This window comes from Romboutsia sp. CE17 (genome assembly GCF_012317385.1).
GTDB lineage: Bacteria > Bacillota > Clostridia > Peptostreptococcales > Peptostreptococcaceae > Romboutsia_E.
In genome coordinates this window covers 1,513,419-1,531,342 of record NZ_CP051144.1, presented here as the reverse complement: position 1 = coordinate 1,531,342, position 17,924 = coordinate 1,513,419, and the positions used below count along the sequence as shown (strand labels likewise).

Genomic DNA, 17,924 nt, shown 5'->3' with positions numbered 1-17,924 from the left:
TAATAATCATATATATGTAATAAATTGGAGGTAAAGATGGAGAATATTGTATTGATTAGGGGAGCGGGAGATCTAGCATCAGCAGTGATTCATAAACTTCATATGTGTGGATTTAAAGTTTTAGCTTTAGAAGTAGAAAAACCATTAGCAATAAGAAGGCAAGTAGCTTTTAGTGAAGCTGTATATGAAGGAGAAAAAGAAATAGAAGGGGTTTACTGTAAGCTATGTAAAAATATTTCTCAAATTAAAGAAGTTTTAGAAGAAAATAAAGTAGCTTTATATATAGATCCAAAAGGAGAAATAATAAAAGAAATAAAACCAAAGGTTGTAGTTGACTGTATATTAGCAAAGAAAAATTTAGGTACAAATAAAGATATGGCAGATTTAACAGTCGGGCTAGGTCCTGGTTTTTCTGCAGGTGAAGATGTAGATATAGTTATTGAAACTATGAGAGGACATAATTTAGGACGAGTAATAAGAAATGGAAGAGCAAAAGAAAATACAGGTATACCAGGAGAAATAAATGGTGTATCAAAAGAAAGAGTAGTTTATTCATGTTCTAATGGTATAATTAGAAATTTATGTAATATAGGTGAAGTAGTAAGAAAAAATCAAGTTATAGCATATATAGAAGATGAAAATGGTAAAAAACATGAAGTATTAGCAAGTATAGATGGATTACTAAGAGGCCTTATTAGAGATGGATCTTATGTAAGAAATAATTTAAAAATACTAGACATAGATCCTAGATTAGGTGAAAGTAATAATGCTTATACAATATCAGATAAGGGTAGAAATATAGCAGGAGGAGTATTAGAAGCTATACTATCTAATAATATAGTTCCTAAATTTTAGCAGTGATTAAGTATTTATGAATACATAATCTCAAGAATAAATTAAGAGATAAAATATGGAAATATATAGATAAAATTAGCAGAGGTGATTTTATGTTTAAAGTAGCAATTATAACACTTAGTGATAAAGGGTATGAAGGGAAAAGAGAAGATTTAACTGGAGCAAGGCTTAAAGATTACGTAGAAAATACAGGATTATATGAAGTAGTTCATTATAAAATGATAAAAGACGATAAAGAAATGTTAATTAATGAACTTATAGATATTTGTGATAATTATAAAGCTGATTTGGTGCTAACTAATGGAGGTACAGGATTTTCTAAAAGAGATATAACTCCAGAAGGAACTAAGTGTGTTATAGAAAGAGAAATACCAGGAATTAGTGAATATATGAGAATGAAATCTTCTGAAATTACAAAAAAAGCAATATTAAGTAGGGGGATAAGTGGAATAAGAAAAAGCTCGATAATAATTAATTTACCTGGAAGTCCAAAAGGGGCAGTTGAAAACTTAAGTTTTGTAATTGACACTCTTGACCATGGAATTGAAATTCTTAGAGGAGACGCAACAGAGTGTGCCACTTCTTTAAAAAAATAATTAATAATAAAGAGGTAAGCAAATGAAAGATAAATATGGAAGAGATATAAATTATCTCAGAATATCATTAACGGATAAATGTAATTTAAAATGTATATATTGTATGCCGTCTGATGTTAAATATGAGGATGAATATATTAATAAAAACTTAAGTACAGATGATTATAAATTTATAATAAAATCAATGGCTAATATTGGTATAACTAAATTAAGATTTACTGGTGGTGAGCCAACTCTTCATCCAGGTCTAAATGAATTAATTTGGTATGCTAAAAATGAATGTAATATAGATGATATAGCTATAACGACAAATGGAGTTAATCTTTCTAAAATGATACACACATTAAAGTCAAGTGGATTAAAAAAAGTAAATATAAGCTTGGATTCGTTAAAGGAATACAAATATAAGTCTATAACTAGAGGCGGTAATTTAAAAGAAGTTATAGATGGAATTAATATGTGTATAAAAGAAGGCATAAAGGTAAAGATAAATTGCGTTGCTATAAAAGGATTTAATGATGGTGAAATATACGACTTTATGGAACTGATTAGATATAATCCGATTGATGTTAGGTTTATAGAATTAATGCCAATAGGAGAAGGTCAGAAAGTATATAAAAATGGATATATAAATGTATACGAAATGATAGAATCTATTGAAGGATTATACCATGTACCATCAGAAGATAATTCACCTGCTAAATACTATAAATATGATGGAGCAAAAGGTAGAATAGGAGTTATAACTCCTCTTAGTTGCAGTTTTTGCAAAGATTGTAATAGAATAAGGGTAACATCTAATGGTAAAATAAAATTATGCCTTCATTCAAAAGAAGAAATAGATATTAAAAAATATCTTAATAGACCTTTAATATTTAGGGAAGCACTAAAAGATATGATTTTAGATAAACCAGAAAAACATAATCTAATAGAGAATCAGACTAGTGATACAACTAGAAAAATGTATGAAATTGGAGGATAGGATGTTAACTCATATAAACGAAAAAGGATATGCAAAAATGGTAGACATAAGTGAAAAAGATAACACTGTAAGAGTAGCTACAGCAACATCTACCATTAGCATGAGTAAAGAAGCTTTAGAAAAAATAAAACATGGTCAAATAAAAAAAGGTGATGTATTATCTGTAGCTCAAGTAGCTGGAATAATGGGGGCAAAGAATACTTCTAATAACATACCTATGTGTCATCAAATTAACTTAGTTGGCTGTGATTTAGATTTTAAAATTGATGATGAAAATAGTGCTATTATAATATATGCAACATGTAAAAGTGTAGGTAAAACTGGTGTAGAAATGGAAGCTTTAAATGCATGTTCTATAGCAGCATTAACTATATATGATATGTGCAAAGCAGTAGATAAAAGAATGGTAATAAGCAACACACACCTACTTGAAAAAACTGGTGGAAAATCTGGGGACTTTAAATTTTAATTATTTTGGAGAGTGAGTATAATGGCGAAAGTAGTATCTATAAATATAAGCACAAAAAAAGGTGTTGTAAAAGTACCTGTTGATAAGGCTGAACTAAAAATAGATCATGGAATAGTAGGAGATGCACATGCAGGGAATTGGCATCGTCAAATAAGTATGTTGGCAGAAGAAAGTATTCAAAAAATGAAAGATAAAGGATTCGATCATTTAAAATTTGGTGATTTTGCTGAAAATATAACTACAGAAGGAATTGAAGTTTATACATTACCAGTAGGCACGAAGCTTAAAATTGGAGAATGTGAAGTCGAAGTAACACAAATAGGGAAAAAATGTCATCAAGGATGTGCTATAAGACAGACTACAGGTGACTGTGTAATGCCAAGAGAAGGGATATTTGTTAAAGTATTAAAAGAAGGTACTATTAATATAAATGATGAAATTGAAATTATATAAACTTAGTTAAAATATAAAAAGGGCATGTTTTAAAGCATGCTCTTTTTATATTTGTTAGTATTAATTTTTTATGTCTAAAACTAAAAATATAGATATTGATAAGTAAATTATGTATAATGATAAGAATGAAAGATAGGTGATTAAAGTGGATATTAATAATATCAAGAATATATTAGAATTTACTGCAGATAGATTAGCATATAATAGAGGTTTTACATTTTATAAAAGAAACTTAGTAAGAGATTGTTACTCAAATAAAGAAAATGATACTTATACATTTTATGGGACTGTATATGATGATTATACAAGACAAAGTTATACTAGTTTAATTAACATAAATGCTAAAACTAGAAATATATTAAATTATAGTTGCGATTGTAAGGATTTTATATCAAAAGATAATCAAATTAAAGTATGTTCACATGTAGTTGCAACTGTTCTTCAAGGTATTGAAAATATACAAAAAGATGAATTTATAGAAGAAGAAAATATAAACATAATTGATCCAAGTTTAAGTTTAACTATAGGTCAATCAAGAGGTGGATACTTAAAATTAGAACTAGATATAGAAAATATAGAGAAAAATGAATATAAAAAAATTTTTAATTCATATAAAGAAAAAAAGAAGCTTTATAGATTATCTAATGGAAGCTACTTAGATTTAAAAAATGATGACTTAGTAAAAACTTTTATGTTAATAGATAGTTTAGGCATATATTTTGATTTTGACAATATGAAAATACCTAACAATAAAACTATATATCTTCAAAATTCTATTGAAAGAGAAAATATGGATTTTATTAAGGGTAAAAATTATATAAGTAATATAGCTAATAAATATAAAAAAATATCAAAGAAAGAATATGTAATACCAAAAAAATTAAATGCAACACTAAGAGATTATCAAATAGAAGGATTTAACTTCTTTAATACTTTATCAGACTATGAATTTGGTGGAATACTAGCTGATGAGATGGGGCTAGGTAAAACTTTACAAACTATTTCCTTTATACTTTCTAAAGAAAATAAAAAAAGTATCGTTATAATGCCTACCGCTTTAATTCATAACTGGAAAAGTGAGTTTGAAAAGTTTGCACCAAGTTTAAAAATTGCTTTAGTTCATGGGAATAAAAGCGAAAGAGAAGATATAATAAGAAATTATAAAGATTATGATGTAATACTTACGACTTATAATACATATAAAAATGATCAAGAAAAATATGAGAATATAAGCTTTGATTATTGCATTATAGATGAAGCTCAAAATATAAAAAATCCAGATACACTAATATCTAAAATTATAAAAAAAGTACCTTCTAAAGTGAGATTTGCTTTAACAGGTACTCCAATAGAAAATAATTTGCTAGAATTATGGTCTATTTTTGATTTTATAATGCCAAATTATTTATATAATAAAGAAAGATTTAAAAATATATTTGTTAATGATGATAAAAATATAGAAGAATTAAAAAAGATGATACAACCATTTATATTAAGAAGAACGAAAAAAGAAGTAATAAAAGAACTACCTGAGAAGATAGAACACAAATACTATGTAGAGTTAGAAAAAGAGCATAAAAGAGCTTACATTGGATTTGTAAAGCTGATTAAAAATAAGTTAAAAGAATCTAATCAAGATAAGATAACTATTTTCTCTTATTTAACAAAACTTAGACAATTAGCTTTAGCTCCAGATATTATGGTTAAAAATTATAAAGGTAAAAACTCCAAGATAGATATATTAATGGATATTATAAAGGGAAATGAAGATAGAAAAATTTTAGTATTCTCTCAATTTACGAAAGTTTTAGACTTAATAGGAAAAAGATTAAATGAAAATAATATTAATTACAGTTATTTAGATGGTAAAACAAGTGCAAAAGATAGATTTAGGTTAGTAAATGAGTTTAATAAATCAAATGAAAATAAAATATTTTTAATATCTTTGAAAGCAGGGGGAACAGGTTTAAATTTAACTAGCGCTTCTATAGTTGTTCATTTTGATCCATGGTGGAATCCATCAGTAGAAAATCAAGCTAGTGATAGAGCGCATAGAATAGGACAAAAACAAGTAGTAGATGTTATTAAACTTATAGCTAAAAATACTGTTGAGGAAAAAGTTATAGGCTTACAAGAAAGCAAAAAAGATTTAATAGACAATATAATGGATGCGAATTTAGAAAATAGCAGAGTTCTTAAAAATTTAACTCAAGATGACTTAATAGATTTATTTATGTAATTCTGATAACATACATAGTAAGTGAGTTTTAATATGGAGGTACATATGGGAGAGATAAAAGGGATTATTTTTGATATGGATGGAGTTCTAGTAGATAGTGAAAGAGTATCTTATAAATTTTGGACAAAAGCATTTGAAAAGTATGGTTATGATTATAGTATGGAAGTACATTACAATTTACTTGGAAGAAATACCAGTAGTATTAGAAATGTATTAGGGGATATTTTTGGAGAAGAGTTACCTTTAGATGATATTTATAAATATAAAACAGAAGAAATGCTAAAGTACTTAGAAGATATAGGTGTTCCAGCTAAGACGGGTGTATTTGAAATATTAGATTTTTTAAAAAGTAATGGATATAAAATAGCATTGGCAACATCTACCAATAGAGATAAAGCAATTCAAAGACTAGAAAGAGCGGGTATAAGAGTTCAGTTTGACGCTATGATTTGTGGAGATGAAGTTGAAAATTCTAAACCTAATCCAGAGATATTTTTAAAAGCAGCTAAAAAGCTTAATTTAAATCCAAGAGAATGTATGGTAATAGAAGATTCTCCAGCGGGTGTTGAGGCAGGATACCAAGGAGGAATGAAAGTAATCAATATTCCTGATATGAAAGAACCAGATAATGAAGTAATAGAAAAATCATATATGATATGCAATAGTTTGTTAGATGTAATAGATTGTTTAAAAAATATTTAGGAAAATATATAGTATTTAAAAAGAACATTTTTATAAATGTTCTTTTTATTTTTGTCGTTTTAGTAATTGAGAAATATATCAAAATCTATGATAAAAGTTGAAATTTGTTATATAATAAAAGAATAAGCAAACTATAAATATTTAGATTTTTAATAGATAATGTTTTAATGGAGGGAATATTGAATGAATAAAGCTGATAAAATTTTTAAGGACACAATGAAAATGATATTAGAAGAAGGTACTAAAGATGAAGGACCAAGACCGTATTATCCATCGGATAATGCACCAGCACATAGTACTTTTATAACTCATCAAATACATACATACGATATAAGTAAAGGTGAATTACCAATAATAACACTTAGACCTATAGCTATAAAAAATGCGATAAAGGAAATTCTTTGGATATATCAAGATCAAACGAGCAGTTTAGATGTACTAAAGAATAAATATAACATACATTGGTGGGACGAATGGGAAAGTAAAGATAGACCTGGAACTATAGGTCAAAGATATGGAGCTACAGTTAAAAAGCATAATCTTATGAACAATCTTTTAGAAGAAATAAAGAAAAATCCATATGGAAGAAGACATATAATGAGTTTATGGCAAGAAGAAGATTTTAAAGAAACTGATGGTTTAAAACCTTGTGCATATGAAACAATTTGGACTGTTAGAGGTGAATACTTAGATATGTCTTTAACTCAGAGATCATCAGATTTTATAGTAGCAGGTCATATAAATGGTATGCAATATGTAGCACTACTAATGATGGTAGCAAGACATTGTGGACTAAAGCCAGGTAAGTTTACTCATTATATAATAAATCTTCATTTATATGATAGACATGAAGAAAATGCTAAAATAATGTTAGAAAGAGAGCCAATTAATTGTGAACCAAAACTAATATTAAATCCAGATAAAACAGACTTTTATTCGTTTACAATAGATGATTTTGAGTTAGTTGGATATGAAAGTGTAAAGCCACAATTGAAATTTGAATTGGCTATATAATACAGAGAACTTTTAGAGAGGTAGATATGATAAAAATTATAGTAGCAGTAGATGAAAATGGTGCAATAGGAAGAAATAATGATCTTTTATTTCATATAAAGGATGATTTAAAAAACTTTAAGATTTTAACAACTAATAACACAGTTGTCATGGGAAGAAATACATGGGAATCTCTGCCTATTAAACCATTGCCAAATAGAGAAAATATAGTGCTTACAACTACTGAAAATGAACTTTCTGGAGCAAAAGTACTACATAGCTTTGAAGAATTAGAAGTCTACTTAAAATGCTATGATAAAGATGTTTATATAATGGGAGGATCATCTATCTATAATCAGATAATGGAAAAAGGTTTAGTAGATGAAGCACATGTTACATTTGTAAAAGAGGTTGTAGAAGACGCAGACACATTTATTTCTATAAAAAAATTAAAAGAATTATTGCCAAGGGAAAAGTATATTACTACTTTTGAGCAAGGAAATATAAAAGCCGATTATATAATTCTTAGTAAATAACGCAATTTAAATAAGCGATGGAGTTCAAAATTAAATGCAAAGGCTGATGACTCCTACTTTCTAAATGAAGGTAGGAGTCTATTTTTTCATTAAAAAAAGAGGAGTTTATATAATTTTATTATTTAGTTTAGTTATTATAGGAATATAAATATTTAACAAATTATATTATTAATATGTTAAAATATAGAAAACACATTAAGAATGGATGATAAATATTATGAAGAACATAAAAATTCAATCTCCTAAACTATCTAAGGACCTAAGTACACAGATAGATATTATAAAGACTATATATGATTATGAAACAGTGGAAGATGCTTTAATTGAAGAAATAAAGATACAAGATATTTATGATGTGAATATAAGGTTTAATAGTTGTTTATTTAGAAATGTAGTATTTGAAAACTGCGATTTTAGAAAAATCGATATGGTAGATGTAGTATTTGAAAATTGTGATTTATCAAATATTAACTTTTCTGATAGTGGTATTTATAGAGTAGAGTTTATAAACTGCAAGCTAACAGGGAGTATTTTTAATGATTGCATATTAAAAAGTGTTGTATTTAAAGATTGCTTATCAAGGTACTCTAATTTTGCTTTTTCAAAATTTAAGGCATTGAAACTTAAAGGGGCTGATTTTAGTTACTCAGTTTTTCAAGAAATAGAAAATGAAGGAATTATTATTGATGAAGTTAACTTAGAAAAAACTGTATTTAGTGGAACTTCTCTAAAGAATATTGATTTTACTAATAGTAATATAGAAGGAATAGAAGTAAGGCTACAAGATGTTCAGGGAGCAATATTTTCTGTAGGACAAGCCTTAGAATTAACAAAGTTATTAGGAATAATTGTAAAATAAAGAGTTAGGTGCTTACCTATCTCTTTTTTATATATATTAAAAATTTTTTTATAACTTTTGTTGACAAAAGTAAATATTATTCATATAATAGTTTGCACAGAAACTAATTAGTACGCATGCAAACTATTAAGGAGGGAGTACATATGAATAGTATTTATAAACTATTAGAAGTTAAGAAAAAAACTTTATTACTTGTAGCTGGATTAGTATGGGGATTTGCTGGGTTTAGAGTTTTTACCTTAGGAAATATTGATGTTGTAAGTAATAAGGCTAATTGGATATTAGTTTTAAGTATATCGGTTATAATCTTTTACTTATTTTTTAATTTTATTTTTAGGAAGATGATGATAAATCATACTAAAAGAATAATAAGTCATGAATTAGAAAAACGATGCGTGTTCGCATTCTTTGATAAAAAAAGCTATATAATAATGGGATTTATGATGTTCTTTGGAATAGGTATAAGGAGTTTAGGAATATTTAATCCTATATACTTAGGAAGTTTTTATATAGGTTTAGGAGGAGCACTATTTTCAGCAGGTATGTTTTTTCTAATAAATTACTTTAACTTTGAAAACACTAAACTAAAATATAATATATAAATTAGGAGAAAATCTAAATGAAACATGATTCATTTGAAATAGCAATGCTAATAAAAGAAATTTATGCTAGTACAATAGAGATAGTAAATTATAATTTAAGAGATAATGGTCTTACTCATCAACAAACTATGGTAATTAAATTAATAGCTCACAAAGGTAGAGTAACGATATCTGAATTATGTAAAGAAATGTCATTAGCTAAAGGAACAGTATCGGGTATAGTTAGTAGATTAGAAGCGGCTGATTATATTAGGAAAATTAAAATAGATAATGACAAGAGAAATACTTATGTAGAGTTTTCAAATAAAGGAATGGAATATGCTAAAAATTTTAAACATGATATAAATAAAAGTTTTGATAAAATATTTGAAAACTTTACTGATGATGAAGTTAAAGAGACTAAAGAGAATTTAATTAAACTTAGAAATAAATTAAAAGGAGAAAAGAAAAATGGATAGTAAATTAATATTTGCAATTGTGACAATAACTTTAGCTTTATTATTTTATACAATAGGTGTATTTGCAGAAAGAAAATCAAAAAGTCTAAATAAAACGCATGTAATTATATTTTGGTTAGGTTTATTATGTGATACTACAGGAACTATTACAATGAGTAGTATAGCAAAATCTGGAGTAGAAGTGATGAATGTTGCAACACAAACCCTACACAGTTTAACTGGATTTTTAGCTATAGTATTAATGTTATTTCACGCTATTTGGGCCACTTGGGTTTTATATAAAAATGATGAGAAGAAAAAACAAACTTTCCATAAGTTTAGTATAATAGTTTGGATTATATGGCTTGTTCCATATGTAATAGGAATGATGATAGGTATGGGAAGATAGATTATTAATAAAGAATGAGAGTATAATTATATACTCTCATTCTTTATTAAGCAATAGACATATTATTTTTAGAATTACTTGCAGAGTATGTTTGAACTCTATATGTATTATAATAAGGCATCATATTTTCTGTAAATATGCTCATTATAGCTTTCATTTGATTAGGAGATAAAAAGTTGAATTTTACCCCTAATAAACTTTTATTTATTCTTGTAATCTCACAAGTAATATCAATATTATTTATGGATAAAGTTACTATTTCACCAGGTTCTATGTAAATATCCTTATTTAGTTTTAAACCAGCTCCTATTTCAGAAATATCCACTAAGATAGCATCAAGAGACTTAGATTTATACTTAATACTAACTTTAGTATCCTTTGTAACAGATATTCTTTCACTAGATCTAAAAATAGGTTTTTGGTAAGCTACCTTTATAGATATTATAGCCCCCATAAAATTGTAGCCACTCCAAAATATATTTAACAAGTACGCCCCAACATTAATTTTATATTTGATAAGAGCTAAAGTTGATACTATCCATGCTACAATAGTAATAATAATTATAATTATATGAGGTAAAACAACTTTAAGTTGAAATTGTTTTTTATTATATAATATTTCTTTAGAAGTAACATTAAACTTGGTTTTTAAAAATAGGCTATGTTAGCCCTCTTCGTGATAAATATTGCATAAAAAGAACCACACCTTAGACTTTTCAATACATTGAATTCTAAGATGTGGTTGCTTCTATAACTTACTATAAATTATTCGTAATAGATTAAAATTGTAAATTATCCTTTAAACATAAACTCATACTGGTTATTATTTTTATTCATTAAAACATTTAAAGTTCCTTCTATTTTGTCATGAAAATCATTTATTGAAGTAATACTTTCTATATATATGTATTCATTAGCACTAGAGTTTGAATTTATATTGCATGAAAGGTGTGCATCTCTTTCTTTATCGCTAAAAAATAGTTTATCTAAATTTACAGAAATCAATTCATCAGATTTATTTTCTATGATTAGTTCAATCATACCAGCATTGTCCTTATAATGAAGATTTACAGCACTTATTTTTAAATCTTCATTATCAACTAAAACTGGATTTTCATAAAAATCAATTACATTCTCATTCTGTGCTTCTACTTTGGTTGATTCATCTACATCTGATTTATTAGAATCAATATTTTCCAAACCTACTATTAATGATAATATACACGCACAAATACATGATATTAAAATATACTTTCTCATAAAATATCTCCTATTTTTATTTTCTAATTCACACTTTATAACAATTGCGAACTTGATTATATTATACAAAATATTCAATTATTTTCCAATTACAAAATGGTTTCATTAATTTGAAGTAAAGTTCCTTATTTTAGGTTAACTCAATGAATCTATTTCTAATAGTTTCTCTAGTTACATATGTATCCTTAGTAGCTACATTCACTAGCATATCTTTAATTCGGTCACCCTTTTTATTCTTCTTACTTAGTTGGAGAAATTTAAACCAAGCCAAATAATTGTTGATATATTTTGTGGATACACCATTAAAAGGCATTAACCATCTCTTAAAACTACTGTGAAGAGCATTTATATGCTGTAAATGATAAACACTATCTATCATTGATTTTCCTCTAGGAACTTGCTTTAATTCTATGTTCAACTTGTCCTTTATTCCTATATATGATTTATGTGAATCTACGCAAAAAGTAGTCTCTTCACATATTTTATTGTCAAAGAAGTTAACTATTTGATTTGTTGTAATTCTACCGTTACAAACAGCACTCATAAGGATATTTCCTTTTCTATCAATTGCTGTCTCTATACAAATCTGCTCTTTTGATATTCCTCTTTTCTTCTTATCATTTTTACCTTTACCTCTTTTTCTAGGGTTTCTAGGCATTACAAATGTAGTACTTTTAGAATGATTGCCTTTAAAAGACTCTTTAATAAAGCATTCATCTACTTCAACTATACCTTCAACCTTATCATTTTTTAATGATAGATTGATTACATCAAGTATCCTATGACGCATGTAAAAAGACGTTTTAACACCTACTCCGACTTCTTCAGCACATTTTCTTATAGAAAGTCCTAATATCATTAATTCACAGTATTTTAACCATTTATCTAAGCCTAATTTTGTATTAGAGAATGGAGACATAGTAAACTCATCAAAACTTGTGCGACAACGTTTACAAATATATCTTTGTCTTCCGTTAGATTTCCCATTTTTATTTACATCTTTACATTGACATTTTGGACATTCGTATCCCTTGGAAAATCTACTTTCTTTAACATTATCTCTAATTTCAGAAGAATTAAATAAAGTACTTAATACTTCTTGTGCTACTGAAATTAACTCTGTAAGTTCATTCTTTTTTAAATCTTTTATCATAGCTTTTATATCTATTTTTGACATAATATTAGGTATCCTTCCTGTAAATTAGTTGAAATATAGTTTATATCTATATTATAGCCTATGTTATATATAATTAATCACGAAGTTAGCTAACATAGCCTAAAAATAAAAGCTCTTTTAATATAGACATACATAAATGAGGCGCCATTGCTATTTCATAATAATGGCTCCATTTAAAGCTTCTAGTTTTAGGTGAAAGAGTATTAAAAATTAAAATTTGCCCTAAAATAAAAGGAAGATACATATTTAACAGACTTTTTAATGAAGAATCTATTATCAGTGTAGATGTAAGCAAATATATTAAAGGACATAATATGTATACCATCTTCTGAAGGTTAGCAAACCAATATACAGCCCCATCAAAATAAGCTATTTTTTGAGCAAAGCTTAACCCTTTTGTAAATATTGGATTAAAATGTTTTAAAACTTGTAGGTTTCCTCTACACCATCTATCTCTTTGTTTAACTAACTCAGTAAATGTAGTAGCGCTAAGACCTAAAACTAATTCTTCATTTACTAACACAGAGTCATATCCATTAGATTGTAAAAGCATACCAACTGCCATATCTTCAGTTATTGAACAAGTTGGATACCCACCAATATTGTTTACAAATTCTCTTCTAAATAAGGCATTAGTACCAACATGTAAGACAGCATTTTTTGCTGCTCTAGCTTCCTGAATATCTCTCATAAAAAAGTCTTGTTCATTTGGTAGATTTTGAGAAAGATTATATTGATACATATCCTGGTTATAATAAACCTGAGGTGTTTGAACAAAAGCCATATTTTCATTTGAAAAATATCCCACAGTTTTAGTAAGAAACTCTTTTTTAGGAATCATATCAGCATCTAACACTGCAAATAAATCTCCAGTTAAAAACTTAAGTGCATTATTTATGTTTCCAGCTTTAGCTCCTTCATTATCTTCTCTTGAAATATAATTTACCTTATAGTTACTACAAAGTATTTTTAAAGACTCTCTTCTACCATCATCACATACATGAATTTTAAATTTATTATTTGGATATTCTAGATTTGTGCAAGCAGCAATAGTTTTCTCTAATAACTGCAATGGTTCATTATAAGTACAAATTAAAACATCAACAAAGGGGGTATTTTTATCCTCAAAATCATTTAAAGTTTTCAATTCTAATTTATATTTTGAAGTAAATAAGTATTGAAAATTAAAGAATGCAATTAATCCTAAGACTTCTGCAGTAAATAAAACGAATCCAAGCAAAAAACTAATAATTCCATTGTGAATTGGAATAACTGTAACTCTCCAAAGAATATAAAAAATACATGCCAAGGTATTTACAAATATTAATACCGTTCTATACTCAATTTTTTGCTTGGAGATAATATAACTTGTTAATAATAAAAATGTCATTATAAGTAAATACATTAAAACAATCTCCTTAATTTATAATATAGATAATTTTTATATTTAATATTATGTCTTAAAAAAGATATATACGCAATAAAATGATAAAAAATAACATAAAAAGATATTACAAAATTATGAAATTTTTATTAAAATCGCATAAGATAAGCATAATACATTAGGGAGAAATAACAGTAGTAAAAGAAATAATACAATAATAGATTTTAAATATTTAAATAAAAATAGCTAGGGAAATCACGAAGCAAACCCCTAGCTATTTTTTATTTAATTTTTATGTTTTACTTTAAATGATTTTACAGATTTTATATTACTTAGAGAATGTGCTAATGGTATAGATAATATAATGCTAACAAAACCTTGAATTGAGTTTGATGGAATCGATGTAGCTGATGCTGCAAAACTTCCTTCTAAAATAGCTCCACCTATAAAATATCCAAATACCATTATTATAGCTCCAATGAAAGTTGCTATTATACTCTTTATAAATGTAGTGTTCTTACTTAATAGCATACCAACTAAATATCCTTCAATCCCCTTTATAATTAATGTAAATATAGCCCAGTGAGTATATCCACTTAATATATCTGCAAGAGCAGATCCTATTCCTCCAGCTATCATACCACTTACTGGTCCAAATAATATTGAGGATACAAAAATAATTGTATCACCTATATTAATATATCCATGTGTAGCAGGAATTGGTATTTGTATAGCCATTGTAGCAATACAAACTAAAGCAATCATAAGGCCGTTTATAACTATTCTTTTAGTTTTATTATTCATAATATCCTCCAAATAAGAAATCATATTTAATAACTTAATTATATTAAGTTCTAGAGTATAATACAATAATTATTGTACCCATACAATTTGTTAATTTAGGAGCACTAAGTAATATGTATGAAATATAAATTATTATTTTTATGTTTACCAAAAAATAGGGTATAACTATAATATAAATATAGAAAAATATAAGTATAAAGAAAATTAGGAGGTTATAATGGAATACAAAATAGGTCAATTATATAATGGATTCATTTTAAAAAGTGAAGAGTACGTAGAAGAAATAAATTCGAAAGCTAGAATATTTGAGCATGAAAAAACAGGTGCAAAATTATTAAATATGGATAATGATGATACTAATAAAGTATTCGCCATAGGGTTTAAAACTCCACCAAGTGATAGTACAGGAGTTATGCATATATTAGAGCATAGTGTTTTATGTGGTTCAAGAAAATTTCCAACTAAAGAGCCATTTGTAGAACTTGTAAAAGGGTCTTTAAACACATTTTTAAATGCGATGACTTATCCAGACAAAACTATATATCCAATAGCTAGTCAAAATGAAAAGGACTTCTTTAACTTAATGGATGTATACTTAGATGCTGTATTTTATCCTAATATATACAAAACTAAGGAAATTCTTATGCAAGAAGGTTGGCATTATGACCTTGAAGATAAAAATGAAGATTTAACTTATAAAGGTGTTGTTTATAATGAAATGAAAGGTGCATTTTCATCTCCAGAAGGAATACTTTTAAGAAGGATACAACAAACTTTATTCCCAGATAATACCTATTATAATGAGTCTGGTGGAGATCCAAAGAATATACCAGATTTGACTTACGATCAATTTATAAATACTCATAAAAAATATTATCATCCATCAAATAGTTATATATTCTTATATGGAAATGGTGATTTAAATAAACAACTTGAATTTATAAATGATAATTATTTATCTAAATTTGATAAAGATGAGATTGATTCTGATATAAAATTACAAGCACCATATAGTGAGATGAAAGAAGTTAATTATTCTTACTCTATATCAAAAGAAGATGAAGAATCTGAAAAAACATTTTTAGCGCTAAACTTTGTAACAGGAAGATCTACTGATGAAGAAGTATACACTCATTTAAACATACTAGAATATTTATTACTAGAAACAGAAGGTGCACCTCTTAAAAAGGCATTAATAGATGCTGAAATAGGTAAGGATGTATTTGGAAGTTTTGATAATGGAATACTTCAACCTGTATTTAGTATAATAGTAAAAAATAGTGAAGTAAGTAAAAAAGAAGAATTTAAAAATATAGTTTATGATACATTAAATGACATTGTTAAAAATGGAATAGATAAAAAATTAATAGAAGGATGTATAAATGCTTTTGAATTTAAGTTAAGAGAAGCTGATACTGGAAGTTACCCAAAAGGTCTTGTATATTATATGAATGCAATGGATAGTTGGCTTTATGGAGGAGATCCACTAGTACATATAAGATATGAAAAGACTTTAGAAAGTGTCAAGAAGGCTCTAAATACTAATTATTTTGAAGGTTTAATAGAAAAATATCTATTAAACAATAATCATGCTTCACTACTTGTGCTAAAACCAGAAAAAGGATTAGCAGAAAAAGAAGATGAGGAGTTAAAAGAGAAGCTTAAATCATACAAAGAAAGTTTAAGCGAAAATGAGCTTGATCAAATAGTAGAAGATACTAAGAATTTAATAATACGTCAAAGTACTCCAGACTCACCAGAAGTTTTAGAAACTATACCAATGCTATCTATAGATGATATAGATAGAGGAGTAGACGATTTAAGTATATGTGAAAGTAAATACGAAGATATAGAGTTACTTCATTATAAATCGTTTACAAGTAATATAGCATATTTGAATTTTATGTTTTATGCAAAATGTATAAAAGAAGAAGATATACCTTACTTTAGCTTATTAGGGAATTTATTAAGTAAGGTAGATACTAAAACTTATGAATATAAAGAGTTATCTAATGAAATACTCATAAATACTGGAGATTTATTCTTTAAAAATGTAGTATATTCAAATGATAAGGACATAACTAAGTTTTATCCATTTATAGAAGCACATATTAAAGTTATGGATAGCAAGCTAGATAAATCTATTGATATATTATCAGATATAATCCAAAATACTTTATTTGAAGATCGTAAGAGAATAAGAGAAATCATAAGAGAATTAATATCTAGGATAGAAATGAATTTAATGCAATCAGGTCATCAGGTTGCAAATTCAAGATTAACATCATATTTCTCTCCTACTGCTTCATATTTAGAAAAGATATCAGGTTATGACTATTATGTATTCTTAAAAAATATTGAGAAAAATTATGACTTAGAATTTGAAAATATGAAGAGTAAGCTATATGAATTGAAAAAAACAATATTTAATAAGAATAATTTAACTATAGCTATTACTGGTGAGGAAAAAGAATTAAATTTATTAAAAGAGAATATGAAGAAAGTTACCTCTATACTATCTAATGAAAAATTAAATAACAATGAGTATAAGTTTACAAAAGATCAAAAGAATGAAGGTCTTATGACTCCAGCTAATGTTCAATATGTTGCAAAAGGATATAACTATAGAGATTTAGGTTATGATTATAGCGGAAGTATGTTAGTTTTAAAAACAATATTAGGATATGACTATTTATGGAATAAAGTAAGAGTTAAAGGTGGAGCTTATGGAGCAATGAGCAACATAAATAGAGAAGGTAGTATGATATTTGTATCGTATAGAGATCCTAATCTAGATAATACTATTAAAGCTTATGATGAAGCAAGTAATTATTTAGATACATTCGATGTATCTGATAGAGAGATGACTAAGTATATAATAGGTACAATAAGTAACTTAGATACGCCTTTAATGCCTTATTATAAAGGTATAAAAGCAGTTTCAATGTATATAAGAAATATAACTAAAGCTGATAGAGAAAAAGAAAGAGAAGAAGTTTTAAATACAAAAGTAAGTGATATTAAGGGATATAGTAAAGTAGTAAGTGAAGCTATGAAAAAAGATTATCTAGCTGTAGTTGGAAATGAAAAAGAAATAAAAGATAATAAAGATATATTTAGTAATTTAGTAAATGTATTTAAGTAAAAAATATTAATATAATATAAAA

At 26.5% G+C, this 17,924-nt stretch carries 19 protein-coding genes and 1 riboswitch; of the genes, 14 read left to right on the top strand and 5 right to left on the bottom strand.

Annotation, left to right across the window (positions count from 1 at the left end):
• Window positions 1-36 precede the first annotated feature (36 nt).
• From yqeB to HF520_RS07280, 13 genes are all read left to right on the top strand, one after another.
• Complete coding sequence (gene yqeB, locus HF520_RS07340; RefSeq protein WP_168573402.1) at window positions 37-855, top strand: selenium-dependent molybdenum cofactor biosynthesis protein YqeB; 819 nt, start codon at window positions 37-39, stop codon at window positions 853-855.
• Window positions 856-947: 92 nt separating this feature from the next.
• Complete coding sequence (locus HF520_RS07335; RefSeq protein WP_168573401.1) at window positions 948-1,451, top strand: MogA/MoaB family molybdenum cofactor biosynthesis protein; 504 nt, start codon at window positions 948-950, stop codon at window positions 1,449-1,451.
• A 22-nt stretch (window positions 1,452-1,473) separates the two neighbouring features.
• Window positions 1,474-2,433 carry a GTP 3',8-cyclase MoaA gene (moaA, locus tag HF520_RS07330; RefSeq protein ID WP_168573400.1) on the top strand — a complete coding sequence of 320 codons (960 nt, stop codon included), beginning with the start codon at window positions 1,474-1,476 and terminating at the stop codon, window positions 2,431-2,433.
• Between the two features lies 1 nt (window position 2,434).
• Window positions 2,435-2,902, top strand: coding sequence for a cyclic pyranopterin monophosphate synthase MoaC (gene moaC / locus HF520_RS07325; RefSeq protein WP_168573399.1), 468 nt, complete (start codon window positions 2,435-2,437; stop codon window positions 2,900-2,902).
• A gap of 21 nt (window positions 2,903-2,923) precedes the next feature.
• Window positions 2,924-3,355, top strand: a complete 432-nt coding sequence (locus HF520_RS07320; RefSeq protein WP_168573398.1) for an MOSC domain-containing protein — start codon at window positions 2,924-2,926, stop codon at window positions 3,353-3,355.
• Between the two features lie 145 nt (window positions 3,356-3,500).
• Window positions 3,501-5,594 (top strand): DEAD/DEAH box helicase, encoded by a 2,094-nt coding sequence (locus tag HF520_RS07315; RefSeq protein WP_168573397.1) that lies wholly within the window; start codon window positions 3,501-3,503, stop codon window positions 5,592-5,594.
• A gap of 45 nt (window positions 5,595-5,639) precedes the next feature.
• Window positions 5,640-6,296, top strand: a complete 657-nt coding sequence (locus tag HF520_RS07310; protein WP_168573396.1) for an HAD family hydrolase — start codon at window positions 5,640-5,642, stop codon at window positions 6,294-6,296.
• A gap of 183 nt (window positions 6,297-6,479) precedes the next feature.
• A complete protein-coding gene (locus tag HF520_RS07305) occupies window positions 6,480-7,310 on the top strand; it encodes a thymidylate synthase (protein WP_168573395.1) in 831 nt (276 codons plus the stop codon).
• Between the two features lie 26 nt (window positions 7,311-7,336).
• Complete coding sequence (locus HF520_RS07300; protein ID WP_168573394.1) at window positions 7,337-7,825, top strand: dihydrofolate reductase; 489 nt, start codon at window positions 7,337-7,339, stop codon at window positions 7,823-7,825.
• A gap of 4 nt (window positions 7,826-7,829) precedes the next feature.
• Window positions 7,830-7,888, top strand: a riboswitch (Fluoride riboswitch).
• Between the two features lie 154 nt (window positions 7,889-8,042).
• Window positions 8,043-8,684 carry a pentapeptide repeat-containing protein gene (locus tag HF520_RS07295; protein ID WP_243155217.1) on the top strand — a complete coding sequence of 214 codons (642 nt, stop codon included), beginning with the start codon at window positions 8,043-8,045 and terminating at the stop codon, window positions 8,682-8,684.
• Between the two features lie 143 nt (window positions 8,685-8,827).
• Window positions 8,828-9,286 carry a hypothetical protein gene (locus HF520_RS07290; protein ID WP_168573393.1) on the top strand — a complete coding sequence of 153 codons (459 nt, stop codon included), beginning with the start codon at window positions 8,828-8,830 and terminating at the stop codon, window positions 9,284-9,286.
• Between the two features lie 17 nt (window positions 9,287-9,303).
• The gene (locus HF520_RS07285) at window positions 9,304-9,744 is read left to right on the top strand and encodes a MarR family winged helix-turn-helix transcriptional regulator (protein ID WP_168573392.1); all 441 of its coding nucleotides are present in this window, start codon (window positions 9,304-9,306) and stop codon (window positions 9,742-9,744) included.
• Complete coding sequence (locus HF520_RS07280; protein WP_168573391.1) at window positions 9,737-10,132, top strand: HsmA family protein; 396 nt, start codon at window positions 9,737-9,739, stop codon at window positions 10,130-10,132. The genes HF520_RS07285 and HF520_RS07280 overlap by 8 nt, the downstream gene beginning before the upstream one ends.
• 46 nt (window positions 10,133-10,178) lie before the next feature.
• Here HF520_RS07280 and HF520_RS07275 read toward each other — a convergent pair whose 3' ends face one another.
• From HF520_RS07275 to HF520_RS07255, 5 genes are all read right to left on the bottom strand, one after another.
• The gene (locus HF520_RS07275; protein WP_168573390.1) at window positions 10,179-10,586 is read right to left on the bottom strand and encodes a PilZ domain-containing protein; all 408 of its coding nucleotides are present in this window, start codon (window positions 10,584-10,586) and stop codon (window positions 10,179-10,181) included.
• Window positions 10,587-10,924: 338 nt separating this feature from the next.
• Window positions 10,925-11,392, bottom strand: a complete 468-nt coding sequence (locus HF520_RS07270) for a hypothetical protein (RefSeq protein ID WP_168572169.1) — start codon at window positions 11,390-11,392, stop codon at window positions 10,925-10,927.
• Window positions 11,393-11,522: 130 nt separating this feature from the next.
• Window positions 11,523-12,569 carry an IS1595 family transposase gene (locus HF520_RS07265; RefSeq protein WP_168572168.1) on the bottom strand — a complete coding sequence of 349 codons (1,047 nt, stop codon included), beginning with the start codon at window positions 12,567-12,569 and terminating at the stop codon, window positions 11,523-11,525.
• An 85-nt stretch (window positions 12,570-12,654) separates the two neighbouring features.
• A complete protein-coding gene (locus HF520_RS07260) occupies window positions 12,655-13,974 on the bottom strand; it encodes a glycosyltransferase family 2 protein (protein WP_168573389.1) in 1,320 nt (439 codons plus the stop codon).
• Window positions 13,975-14,238: 264 nt separating this feature from the next.
• On the bottom strand, window positions 14,239-14,757 hold the full coding sequence (locus tag HF520_RS07255; RefSeq protein ID WP_168573388.1) for an ECF transporter S component: 519 nt from the start codon (window positions 14,755-14,757) through the stop codon (window positions 14,239-14,241).
• A 217-nt stretch (window positions 14,758-14,974) separates the two neighbouring features.
• Between HF520_RS07255 and HF520_RS07250 the strand changes: the two genes are divergently transcribed.
• Window positions 14,975-17,902, top strand: a complete 2,928-nt coding sequence (locus tag HF520_RS07250; protein WP_168573387.1) for an insulinase family protein — start codon at window positions 14,975-14,977, stop codon at window positions 17,900-17,902.
• Window positions 17,903-17,924: the final 22 nt, after the last annotated feature.